Consider the following 11928-nt stretch of genomic DNA (forward strand, 5'->3'; position numbering starts at 1 on the left):
TGAGGAACGGAGGGAGCGCGTTTGAAAAAATCTAACGTGACCATGCGGCGAAGGCTGGTATGGGGGCTAATGGGATTATTTGTACTGTTTGCGGCCTTGTCGATCCGGCTCGCCTATGTTCAATTGGGTAAAGGAGGCGAGCTCTCGGCCAAGGCTGAGGATTCGTGGCGCCGCAATATTCCTTTTGCAGCCAAGCGTGGCGAAATTTTGGATCGGCAGGGCACGGCGCTGACCTATAATGTCAGTTCGCCGACAGTCATGGCGATACCAGTCCAAATTAAGGAGCCGGAAGAAACGGCACGCAGGCTGGCGCCCTTGCTGGATATGAGTGAGGATAAAGTGCTCAAGCTGATTACCAAACGAACAGCAAGCCAAAAACTTCAGCCCGGCGGACGAAAAATTACGATGGAGAAAGCGCAGCAAATTCGTGATTTGAAGCTGCCGGGTATCGTTGTTGCTGAAGACAACAAACGTTATTATCCTTATGGTGATCTAGCGGCTCATATTCTTGGGTTTACAGGAATTGATAATCAAGGGCTGACAGGCGTAGAGAAGCAGCAAAACAGTAAGCTTCGGGGAATCGACGGAAGCATTGCGTATTTATCGGATGCAGGTGGTCGTCTAATGCCTGGTTCTTCTGAGAAATACATTGAACCGAAGGATGGACTGAATTTACAATTAACCATTGATAAGTCTGTGCAGTCCATTATGGAACGGGAGCTTGACCAAGCCATGGTCAAATTTCAGGCGAAGTCCGCGTTGTCTATAGCTATGAACCCTAAGACGGGTGAAATATTAGGCATGGCTGGACGACCAAGCTATGAACCAGCACTATACAAGCAATATGCGCCTGAAATCTATAATCGAAATCTGCCTATCTGGATGACATATGAACCTGGGTCTACTTTCAAAATTATTACACTGGCGGCTGCCTTGGAAGAAAAGAAGGTCAATCTCAAAAATGACCGTTTTTTTGATCCGGGATATATTGAAGTCGGTGGAGCACGCCTGCGTTGCTGGAAGAAAGGCGGACATGGAAGCCAAACTTTCCTTCAAGTGGTGGAGAATTCTTGCAACCCCGGTTTTGTAACATTGGGGCAGCGATTAGGTAAAGAAACACTGTTCAAGTACATTCGCAATTTCGGATTCGGCAGCAAAACAGGGGTCGACATGATTGGTGAGGGCAACGGCATTTTGTTCAAGCTACCTCAGGTCGGTCCTGTAGAGCTGGCGACAACCGCTTTTGGTCAAGGGGTGTCTGTCACTCCGATCCAGCAGGTTACAGCTGTATCAGCGGCAATCAATGGCGGTAATCTTTATAAGCCTCACATTACAAAAGGTTGGGTTCAGCCGGGAACCGGAAAAGTGCTGGAAAAAATAGAACCAGAACTGGTACGTAGGGTTATTTCAGAGGAAACCTCCCGACAGGTAAGGGAAGCGCTGGAAAGCGTCGTTGCTAAAGGTACAGGTCGTCCTGCATTTATTGAAGGCTACCGGGTGGGAGGTAAAACGGGGACAGCACAAAAGGTCATTAACGGGCGTTATTCTTCCTCGGAGCATATTGTATCCTTTATTGGTTTTGCGCCGGCGGATGATCCGCAAATCGTCGTCTATACCGCTGTCGATAACCCGAAGGGCATTCAATTCGGCGGGGTGGTTGCTGCGCCAATCGTGCAAAATATCTTAAAGGACGCGCTGATTGCCTTGAAAATACCGCCTCGCACCAATCAAATTGCCAAAGAGTACAAGTATGGAGAAAATCCAATCGAAACGGTACCTGATCTGGTAGGTGCTACTGCAGCTGATTTGTACGAAGATATGAATATGAACTTTATGCTCGTGAAATCTGGGTCAGGCAAGACGGTCGTGAGTCAGGCGCCGAAGCCGGGCTCCAGATTGGAGCGGGGATCAACGATCCGTATTTACATGGGGGATTGATAGGTTCTTTTTATACCATACTATGAATAACGAGAGAGCAATGGAGGAATGAAAGATGCAGCTTCAACAATTGGCTTCACTGCTGGCCGTCTCCCGTATGGTAGGTGACGGTACAGTGGATTGCCGAGGAATCGGGGCGGATTCACGTCGAGTGCAACCAGGAGATTTATTTCTGTGTTTGCCAGGTCTTACAGTGGACGGACATGACTATGCTGAGCAGGCAATTGCGTCCGGGGCGGCAGCTTTGGTCGTTGAACGGGAACTGGATGTACCTGTTCCGCAGCTTGTAGTTAAGGATGCACGACATGCCATGGCGGTTTTGGCGGATTATATGTTTGATTCACCGAGCCGACGCATGCGCATGATCGGCATAACCGGAACCAACGGTAAAACAACGATAACTTATCTGATTGAAAAGATCATGAAGGATGCCGGGGTGAACACCGGACTGATTGGTACGATTCAAATGCGTTACGGAGGTCAGTCTTACCCAATGTCTGGCACTACGCCCGAAGCGGTGGAACTGCAACGTTATCTCGGAAATATGGCAGAGCAGGGGGTTCAATGCTGTGTCATGGAAGTATCCTCACATGCGTTGGAGCAAGGCCGCGTCAAAGGAACTGATTTTCGCACCGCTATATTTACAAACCTGACGCAGGACCACCTAGACTACCACAACACAATGGAGGAGTACCGCGCTGCAAAAGGACTTTTGTTCTCTAGGTTGGGAAATGCTTTCTCGCGGGATGCATCAGATAGCAAATATGCTGTTCTGAATGCAGACGATCCGGCTTCTTCCTATTTGCAGGCTCAAACTGCGGCCCAAGTGATTACATACGGCGTGGAAAAGGAGTCTGATGTGCAGGCATCTCGTATCACTATAGGTTCCAAGGGAACCTCCTTCCATGTGTCTACTTTTAAAGGAGATACCGATATTGAGCTTCGAATGGTGGGCAAGTTCAATGTGTACAACGCACTGGCGGCCATAACCGCTGCTTTGCTGGAAGGAATCTCGCTGGTGGATATCAAGCGCAGTCTAGAGTCTATCGCAGGCGTAGATGGGCGGGTAGAGCCTGTAGATGCGGGTCAGCCCTTTGCTGTTATTGTAGATTATGCCCATACACCGGACGGATTGGAAAATGTCCTTCGAACCGTAAAGGAATTTGCGGTCGGTAAAGTATGGTGTGTATTTGGATGCGGCGGTGACCGGGATCGTACGAAACGTCCGTTGATGGGGAAAATTGCTGCGCGTTACAGCGATCATTCGTTTATTACTTCCGATAATCCGCGAACAGAGGACCCGAAAGTGATTTTGGAAGACATCGAACAAGGGCTGATTGACGAAGGTATACCCCCAGAACGATACGAATTGATCGTGGATCGCAGAACTGCAATTCATAAAGCTGTTGAAATGGCAAGCCCTGACGATGTAGTATTGATTGCGGGAAAAGGTCATGAGACTTACCAGTTGATCGGAAAAACGGTGCATGAATTCGATGACCGCATCGTAGCCAAAGAAGCGATAAGGGGTTTATCCAAGTGATGAAAAGAACAATCGGTCAGATTGCATCTATGTGTGGGGGAACACTTCACGGAGAAGCGGACGCCGAACGGATGGTCGAAGGCGTTTTTACAGATTCTCGCAGGCCGCAGAGCCAAGGGTTGTTTGTTCCACTCGTGGGCGAACGGTTTGATGGGCATAATTATGTGCAGCAGATCGTAAGCGAGGCAAGTGCAGCTGCATTTTTATGGCAAAAGGATCATGGAGCACCTCCGGCTGAGAACGCTATTGAGGTAGAGGATACGTTAGAAGCCCTTCAGCATCTAGCAGCTGTATACTTACGCGAAACCGGCGTTTCTGTCGTGGGGATCACGGGAAGCAACGGCAAGACGACAACGAAAGACATCGTAAACGCTCTGCTGGGCACGACTTTTAAAGTACACAAAACCGAAGGAAATTATAACAATCATATCGGTTTGCCTTTAACTGTACTTTCCATGCCGCAGGATACAGATATTCTCATTCTGGAGATGGGCATGAGTGGGCGCGGAGAGATTCGTCTGCTGGCTAATATCGCCCAACCAGATGTAGCTATCATAACGAACATAGGCGAATCGCATTTACTTCAGCTTGGTTCTCGTGCAGAAATCGCTCGTGCAAAGTTGGAGATCACAAGTGGCCTTAAGCCTGGTGGTTTGCTGATCTACAACGGGGATGAACCACTGCTTTCACAAGTGTTGGCGGAGTCTGAAACGGTCAAGCCTGAAGGTTTAAAATTGTTTACGTTCGGGCTAGCTACAGGCAACGATGACTATCCGACTGAAATCACTTCGGATGGAGAAGGTAGCTTATTCATAACAGCCCAATCTGGCAAAGAGGCTTTCCGGCTTCCCTTGCTTGGACAGCACAATGTTGTAAATGGTTTGGCAGCACTGGCGGTAGCGCGTCATTTCAATGTCGATGCAGACCATATACGTAAAGGGTTGTCGTCTTTAAAACTGACGGGCATGCGCATTGAGGTCGTGAACTGTCCTAATGGACTTACCGTGCTAAACGACGCTTATAATGCCAGCCCGGCTTCAATGAAGGCTGCAATTCAGACGTTGTCTGCGTATAAAACGGACGGACGTAAAGTCGCCGTGCTTGGTGACATGCTGGAGCTGGGACCTGAGGAAAAGCAATTCCATGAGGAAATTGGAATTTTCGCGGCAAAGCACGACGTAGAGGTACTGTTTACCTACGGTGCGTTAGGCACTTCGATTGCGCAGGGTGCGCAAGGGTTGATGCCAACTGCTAACGTGCACACTTATACAGATAAGCAAGAGCTGATCCAGCATTTGCAGATTCATCTCCACGGCAATGATATTGTGCTGGTTAAGGCATCCAGAGGGATGCGACTAGAAGAAATTGTGGATGCGCTGAAAAACGGTCCGCTACAGAACTGATGTTGACGAGAGGGAGACTCCCATGGATATTCAATTATTACTGCTGACGATCGTCGTATCGTTTATACTGGCGGTCATTGCCGCTCCACTGCTCATTCCGCTGCTGCGGCGAATGAAATTCGGCCAGCAGGTCCGGGATGACGGGCCACAAAGCCATCTTAAAAAGATAGGTACGCCTACAATGGGCGGTATCGTGATTCTGGTGGCTTTTACGCTGACCTTTCTTAAGTTTTCAGCTATCAAAAATACGGACTTTTACGTTCTGCTGGTTGCTACGCTCGGTTTTGGGCTGATCGGCTTTTTGGACGACTATATCAAAATTGTATTCAAACGCTCGTTAGGTCTGACGGCGCGTCAAAAGCTGTTTGGGCAATTATTGTTTGGAGCAATTATGTGCTGGCTTCTGCTTAGCAATGATCATAGTACCGCTATCGGCATCCCTGGAACATCATGGTCATTTGATTGGGGCGGCTGGTTTTATTATCCGTTCATCATTATCATGATGCTGGCGATTAGCAATGCTGTCAATTTCACGGATGGGCTGGACGGGCTACTGTCCGGTACAAGTGCCATTGCCTTTGCTGCTTATGCCATTGTCGCGATTCAGGCAACCTCGCTTCCGGCAGCAGTATGCTCAGCGGCTATGATTGGCGCTGTACTCGGATTTCTTGTATATAATGCTCATCCTGCCAAGGTGTTTATGGGTGACACAGGCTCGCTGGGAATCGGCGGCGCCATAGGTGCCATTGCCATCGTTACGAAAAGCGAAATTTTGTTCCTCATTATCGGTGGTGTATTCGTAATTGAAATGCTGTCCGTAGTCTTGCAAGTAGCTTCCTTTAAAACACGTGGCAAGCGTATTTTCAAAATGAGCCCGATTCATCATCATTTCGAGCTGTCCGGCTGGTCCGAATGGCGCGTAGTTATTACATTCTGGGCTGTAGGACTGCTGTTGGCAGGACTCGGACTTTATCTCAACAAGGGGTTGTAGACAAATGAACCATCCAGACGCATACAGAGATCAGGAAGTCGTCATTATCGGTCTGGCTAAAAGCGGCGTGCAAGTTGCCAAGGTGCTGCACCAGGCCGGAGCCAAGCTGACAGTCAATGATAAAAAAGATAGGGAACAATGTCCCGAAGCTTCTGAATTAGAGGCTTTGGGAATTTCCGTTTTATGCGGGGGTCACCCAGAGGGGCTAATTCATCCTGGAGTGAAGCTGGTTGTCAAAAATCCAGGGATTCCTTATACGGCCCCTCCCGTACAGAAAGCTGTCGAGCTCGGCATTGAGGTCGTGACCGAGGTTGAGGTCGCCTACCATCTATGTAAAGCTCCGATCATCGGAATTACTGGCTCCAACGGAAAGACGACCACGACCACTTGGGTAGGCAAGCTGTTGGAGGCATCCGGCATGAATCCAATCGTGGCTGGTAATATCGGTACGCCCGTATGTGAGGCGGCTGTGGATGCCAAGTCGGACGAGTGGATGGTTGTGGAGCTGAGCAGCTTTCAGTTAAAAGGAACAAAAGATTTCAAGCCCACTGTGGCCTGCTTGCTCAATGTAGCTGAGACCCATTTGGACTACCACGGAGGCATGGAGGACTACGTTGCATCCAAGGCGCGTCTATTTGCCAATCAAACGGCGGCGGATACTGCGGTGGTGAACTGGGATGACCCCGTCTGCCGGGAACTCGTACCCTATATAAAAGCGAAGCTGCTTCCGTTCTCTATGACAGAACGTTTGCAGGAAGGGTTGTTCGCTGACCCGCCATACATACCGGATGTGACGGACGATATTGAACGTAGCATTGTATACCGCGATGGAAATGGTGTGTTGCATCCCATTATAGGCGTAGCTGAGATTGGACTTCCGGGTCGTTTTAACGTAGAAAATGCTCTTGCTGCTTGCGCAATCGCCATTGCTGCAGGCGCAGAACCAGCGAATTTGGCGGAGCCATTAAGTACTTTTCGCGGCGTCGAACATCGGCTTGAATATGTTTTAGAACACGCTGGTGTAGCTTATTACAATAACTCCAAAGCAACCAATTCGAAAGCAACAATGATGGCCTTATCTTCCTTTAAGCAACCCATTGTACTCATTGCCGGAGGATTGGATCGCGGTTCTGATTATACAGAGCTCGTACCTTCCTTGCAGGAAGGTGTAAAAGCCGTTGTGCTCTTGGGTGAGACACGGCATAAGTTGGCTGAGCGGGCCCAGCAGGCCGGAATAGAGCATGTCAAGGTCGTCGATAATGGGGAGGATGCCGCCGCTACGCTCGTGGAGGCTGTGAACAAGGCTGCTGAATTTGCTGAGACGGGAGATGTAGTATTACTCTCACCCGCCTGTGCAAGCTGGGATATGTTCCGATCCTATGAAGAGCGTGGACGTATTTTTAAAGAGGCGGCGCATAAATTGTAAGTAGGGGGGTTGGATAAGCCCCTACTTTTATGCAAGGGGTGGCCTCCTGATGAAGCAATCTCGTCCAGCGCCGGATCTATGGCTTTTCGTTTGTATCATAAGCTTATTAGCCATCGGCATGGTTATGGTATACAGTGCGGGCGCCGTCCTCGCTTTTCACGAGTACGGGGACTCCTACTATTTTGTAAAGCGGCAATTGCTGTTTGCAGGGCTCGGCCTTGTAGCGATGTACTTTACTGCCAGAACGGACTACCGGATCTGGCAGAAATATGCCAAGGTCGTGTTGTTGATCTGTCTAGCGTTGCTGGTTGCCGTATTAATTCCCGGCATTGGTGTAGTAAGAGGCGGGGCACGAAGCTGGCTCGGTATTAGCTCTTTCGGCATTCAGCCTTCCGAGTTTATGAAGCTGGGTATGATTCTTTTTCTCGCTCGTTGGCTCAGTCGTCCTGACTATGATATTAGCTCTTTTACGCGCGGCCTGTTGCCCCCGCTTGGACTCATGGGACTGGCTTTTGGGCTTATTATGCTCCAGCCCGATTTGGGCACAGGCACGGTAATGATGGGAGCGTCCATGCTCATCGTATTTACGGCAGGCGCGCGTATGAAGCATCTCGGTCTGCTGGCTCTGTCGGGAGCAGCAGGGTTTGCTGCACTGATTGCAGCTGCGCCTTATCGACTCCAGCGCATCACCGCTTTTCTGGACCCTTGGTCTGATCCGCTTGGCGCAGGCTATCAAATTATTCAATCGCTATATGCGATTGGTCCTGGCGGGCTGGCGGGCTTGGGACTCGGCATGAGTCGACAAAAATATAGCTACGTTCCTGAGCCGCAGACTGATTTTATTTTTTCCATTTTGGCGGAGGAGCTTGGCTTTATCGGTGGAATGACGGTGCTGGGGCTCTTTTTGGTTCTCGTGTGGAGAGGAATGCGTGTCGCTATAACCATTCCGGATACCTATGGCAGTTTGCTTGCGGTGGGTATTGTCGCAATGGTCGCCGTACAGGTCGTCATTAATATTGGTGTCGTTATCGGTTTAATGCCGGTGACAGGAATAACACTGCCCTTAATCAGCTATGGAGGTTCTTCTCTGACCTTAATGCTAACTGCTCTGGGCATTTTACTAAATTTATCACGTTATGCGAGGTGAACGTTTATGCGCGTCGTGTTGAGCGGCGGCGGCACCGGAGGGCATATTTATCCGGCGCTGGCCGTAGCCAGACAGTGCGAAGAGATTGATCCGGACTCTGAATTTTTATACATTGGCGGTCAACGAGGACTCGAAAGCAAGTTGGTTCCTCAGGAAAAAATTCCATTTGAGGCTATTGATATCACAGGATTTCGCCGCAGCTTGTCTGTGGAAAATATAAAAACGATCATGCGCTTTTTCAAAGGGGTTCGCAGATCCAAAGCATTATTAAAGAAATTTAAGCCAGATGTCGTTATTGGCACTGGGGGATATGTATGCGGCCCCGTCGTTTATGCAGCTTCCAAGTTGGGAATTCCCAGCATTATTCATGAGCAAAATGCAATTCCAGGGTTGACTAATACATTTCTGAGTCGCTATGTGGATACAGTGGCTGTTAGCTTTGAAGGCTCAGAAGGAGCATTCCCCAAAGCTAAAAATGTACTGTACACTGGGAACCCGCGTGCTACAACAGTTCGTTTGGCTAACCGGGATCGGGGATTTGCTACTATTGGGGTTCCGATGAACAGTTCGGTCGTCCTTGTGGTCGGTGGCAGCAGGGGAGCGAAGGCCATTAATGACGCCATGATTGCAATGGCTCCGCAACTTTCGCAACTGAAAGACGTCCATTTTGTATATGTAACCGGTGAATCTTATTATGAGCAAACGCTGGATAGCATACGGAATCAGATCGGTTCATTGCCCAATCATCTACACGTGCTTCCCTATATTCACAATATGCCAGAGGTGCTGGCTTGTACCTCATTAATTGTTAATCGCGCAGGTGCGTCCTTCTTGGCAGAGATCACATCGCTCGGCATTCCGTCCATTCTGATCCCATCACCTAATGTGACGAATAACCATCAGGAGGCTAATGCTCGTACACTTGAAAAGGCAGGCGCATCCGTCATGATTGTAGAAAAGGAACTGAGTGGCCCGACCCTGTTTCAATCTATAGCGGGGATTATGAAGGATGAGGCATGGCGGAGTCGCATGGCAGAGTCGGCGTCTGCGCTCGGCAAGCCTGACTCAGCAGACATTTTAGTAAAAGAAATGGAACGTCTTGCCCATAAAAGGTAGTCTGCAGCGCAGAATTGGGCGGTTGTCACACACCGGATGGTATTTACATAGGATACCCTATAGATTGTGACCATCACTCAGGCTGCCGGTTGTCAGGTGAGAGCCTTACAACCATGCGGGGCAAGCAACAAGGAGGTTTCAGTACAATGCAGCAATGGATGCCATTATTAGCGGAGCATGATATCGGAAAAGTGCTGGAGCATGAGCCGCTGTCCAAATATACGACATGGAAGATTGGAGGCCCTGCGGATGCACTTGTCATCCCGGATACCAAAGAGCAGCTGGCAAGAGTTTTGAAGCTGGCTAGCGAGCACGGAATTCCCTGGATGCAGTTGGGGCGGGGCTCCAACATGCTCGTCTCTGACAAAGGGATACGGGGCCTTGTGATCAAGCTGGGGCCAGGATTTGATTATGTTCATTTTGAGAATGAACAGATCGTTGCTGGAGGAGGCGTTTCACTGGTCAAACTGTGCGTTATGGCCAGCAAGCAGGGCCTGTCCGGCCTTGAATTTGCTGGTGGTATCCCAGGATCAGTCGGTGGGGCTGTCTACATGAACGCCGGTGCCCATGGGTCTGATGTGTCACAAATATTCCAGTCCGCTGAGATTGTGCTGGATACAGGGGAATTGGCTGTGTACGATGCCGAGAACATGCATTTCAGCTATCGTCACTCCGTGTTACATGAGCAACGTGGAATGGTGACAGAGGCAGTGTTTCGGATGAAGCGGGGCGATCGCGAGGAAATTTCATCAGCGCTTGCGGCTTTTAAAGACCGCCGCCGGCTGACCCAGCCGCTACAGTTAGCTTGTGCAGGAAGCGTGTTCCGTAATCCTCCAGGAGACTATGCTGCTCGTCTTATTGAAAGCGCAGGTCTCAAGGGCTTGAAGGCGGGAGGCGCAGAGGTATCTGTACAGCATGCCAATTTCATTGTAAATACCGGTCAAGCGACAGCAGAGGACGTGCTTACCCTAATGAAGCATATTCAAAGTACAATATCATCTCAAACCGGCATCAAGCTAGTTCCGGAGGTTTTCGTAGTGGGTGAGCGGTAAACTCGGAGGTGATACATTGGACAAATTGGTGATTGAGGGAGGCCGTCCCCTGTCAGGCACCATACGTATCCATGGGGCAAAAAATGCGGCACTACCTATTCTTGCAGCGAGCTTACTTGCACAAGGTAAGGTAGAAATTCGGAATGTGCCCCATCTTTTAGACATTAAGGTCATGCTGCACATCCTTGAAAGACTCGGCTGTACATGCCGACATGAAGAGGAAACGGTATACGTGGATACGTCGTCCGTCCGAACGTTCCAAATTCCGGAAGATTTGATGAAGCAAATGCGCTCATCTATCTTTCTGATGGGACCGCTGCTCGCCAGATATGGAGAGGTTTCCATTTACCAGCCCGGAGGCTGCGCCATAGGCGAGCGCAAAATTGATCTTCACCTAGAGGGCTTAAAAGCTCTTGGCGCAGAGATAGAGGAAAAAGACGAGCAAATTACGTTTCGAGCCCACAAGCTAATCGGCTCGGACATCCACATGGATTTCCCGAGTGTAGGTGCAACGGAAAATATTATGATGGCTGCTGCGTTGGCTGAAGGACGAACAACGATCACCAATGCAGCGAGGGAACCGGAGATTCAGGATCTACAAAACTTCTTGAATGCCATGGGAGCCCGCATTATCGGTGCTGGAACCGACACGATTACAATCACGGGGGTCAGTCGCCTCAATCCGTGTACGTATGAGGTCATTCCTGACCGCATAGTAGCTGGAACGGTTATGATTGCAGCTGCAGCAACGCGAGGCAGTGTGTCGCTGACCCACTGCAATCCATCCCACTTGTCTGCTTTGATTCACGTCCTCAGGCGGGCTGGTGTTCAAATCGGCATCTTGAATGATATAATGACCGTAAGTTGTATGAGTCGTCCCAAAGCAGTGGAGAGGATCGTTACCTCCCCTTACCCGTCTTTTCCGACGGATTTGCAATCTCAGGTCATGGTTCTGCTTTCTTTGGCGGACGGATTCAGTGTCATGAAAGAGACCGTCTTCGAAAGCCGATTCAAACATGTGGATGAACTAAATGTAATGGGTGCTGATATTACGGTTGATGCAAATGCTGCTTTTATAAGAGGAGTTTCTCGTCTGTACGGGGCTACGGTAGAGGCTACCGATCTGCGGGCAGGGGCTGCGCTGGTCATAGCGGGTCTAGCGGCTCAAGGACGTACCATTGTCGAGCAGGTTCATCATATTGACAGAGGTTATGACCGAATCGAACGTCTTTTCCAGGGACTGGGTGCCCGAATGAGCCGTCAGTCTCCGGTGCCGGAGCACCTGGATTTCGTAAATTAATGCCTGTAATGT

At 49.7% G+C, this 11928-nt stretch carries 9 protein-coding genes; all 9 read left to right on the forward strand.

The features are described from left to right. Positions 1-21 precede the first annotated feature (21 nt). The 9 genes from C1T21_RS21255 (at position 22) to murA (ending at position 11916) form a co-directional block, all read left to right on the forward strand. The gene (locus C1T21_RS21255; protein ID WP_103049640.1) at positions 22-1938 is read left to right on the forward strand and encodes a stage V sporulation protein D; all 1917 of its coding nucleotides are present in this window, start codon (positions 22-24) and stop codon (positions 1936-1938) included. A 55-nt stretch (positions 1939-1993) separates the two neighbouring features. Next, positions 1994-3481, forward strand: a complete 1488-nt coding sequence (locus C1T21_RS21260; protein ID WP_103049641.1) for a UDP-N-acetylmuramoyl-L-alanyl-D-glutamate--2,6-diaminopimelate ligase — start codon at positions 1994-1996, stop codon at positions 3479-3481. Next, a complete protein-coding gene (locus tag C1T21_RS21265) occupies positions 3481-4884 on the forward strand; it encodes a UDP-N-acetylmuramoyl-tripeptide--D-alanyl-D-alanine ligase (protein WP_103049642.1) in 1404 nt (467 codons plus the stop codon). The genes C1T21_RS21260 and C1T21_RS21265 overlap by 1 nt, the downstream gene beginning before the upstream one ends. Positions 4885-4906: 22 nt before the next feature. Beyond that, the gene (gene mraY, locus C1T21_RS21270; protein WP_013311092.1) at positions 4907-5875 is read left to right on the forward strand and encodes a phospho-N-acetylmuramoyl-pentapeptide-transferase; all 969 of its coding nucleotides are present in this window, start codon (positions 4907-4909) and stop codon (positions 5873-5875) included. A 4-nt stretch (positions 5876-5879) separates the two neighbouring features. Then, a complete protein-coding gene (gene murD, locus C1T21_RS21275) occupies positions 5880-7301 on the forward strand; it encodes a UDP-N-acetylmuramoyl-L-alanine--D-glutamate ligase (protein ID WP_103049643.1) in 1422 nt (473 codons plus the stop codon). A 49-nt stretch (positions 7302-7350) separates the two neighbouring features. After that, on the forward strand, positions 7351-8448 hold the full coding sequence (spoVE, locus tag C1T21_RS21280) for a stage V sporulation protein E (RefSeq protein ID WP_103049644.1): 1098 nt from the start codon (positions 7351-7353) through the stop codon (positions 8446-8448). 6 nt (positions 8449-8454) lie between these two features. Further along, positions 8455-9564 (forward strand): undecaprenyldiphospho-muramoylpentapeptide beta-N-acetylglucosaminyltransferase, encoded by a 1110-nt coding sequence (murG, locus tag C1T21_RS21285; protein ID WP_103049645.1) that lies wholly within the window; start codon positions 8455-8457, stop codon positions 9562-9564. Between the two features lie 146 nt (positions 9565-9710). Beyond that, positions 9711-10616: a UDP-N-acetylmuramate dehydrogenase gene (gene murB, locus C1T21_RS21290; RefSeq protein WP_103049646.1), complete on the forward strand. Its 906-nt coding sequence runs from the start codon at positions 9711-9713 to the stop codon at positions 10614-10616. Further along, positions 10606-11916, forward strand: a complete 1311-nt coding sequence (gene murA, locus C1T21_RS21295) for a UDP-N-acetylglucosamine 1-carboxyvinyltransferase (RefSeq protein ID WP_172828261.1) — start codon at positions 10606-10608, stop codon at positions 11914-11916. Before murB ends, murA begins: the two co-directional genes overlap by 11 nt. Positions 11917-11928: the final 12 nt, after the last annotated feature.

It is taken from the genome of Paenibacillus sp. F4 (genome assembly GCF_002894905.1).
In the GTDB taxonomy this organism is placed as follows: domain Bacteria; phylum Bacillota; class Bacilli; order Paenibacillales; family Paenibacillaceae; genus Paenibacillus; species Paenibacillus polymyxa_B.

Excerpts from the sequence above, each read along its gene's own strand:
- C1T21_RS21260 (WP_103049641.1), top strand. The coding sequence starts at position 1,994 with ATGCAGCTTCAACAATTGGCTTCACTGCTGGCCGTCTCCCGTATGGTA.
- C1T21_RS21265 (WP_103049642.1), top strand. The coding sequence starts at position 3,481 with ATGAAAAGAACAATCGGTCAGATTGCATCTATGTGTGGGGGAACACTT.
- mraY (WP_013311092.1), top strand. The coding sequence starts at position 4,907 with ATGGATATTCAATTATTACTGCTGACGATCGTCGTATCGTTTATACTG.
- murD (WP_103049643.1), top strand. The coding sequence starts at position 5,880 with ATGAACCATCCAGACGCATACAGAGATCAGGAAGTCGTCATTATCGGT.
- spoVE (WP_103049644.1), top strand. The coding sequence starts at position 7,351 with ATGAAGCAATCTCGTCCAGCGCCGGATCTATGGCTTTTCGTTTGTATC.
- murG (WP_103049645.1), top strand. The coding sequence starts at position 8,455 with ATGCGCGTCGTGTTGAGCGGCGGCGGCACCGGAGGGCATATTTATCCG.
- murB (WP_103049646.1), top strand. The coding sequence starts at position 9,711 with ATGCAGCAATGGATGCCATTATTAGCGGAGCATGATATCGGAAAAGTG.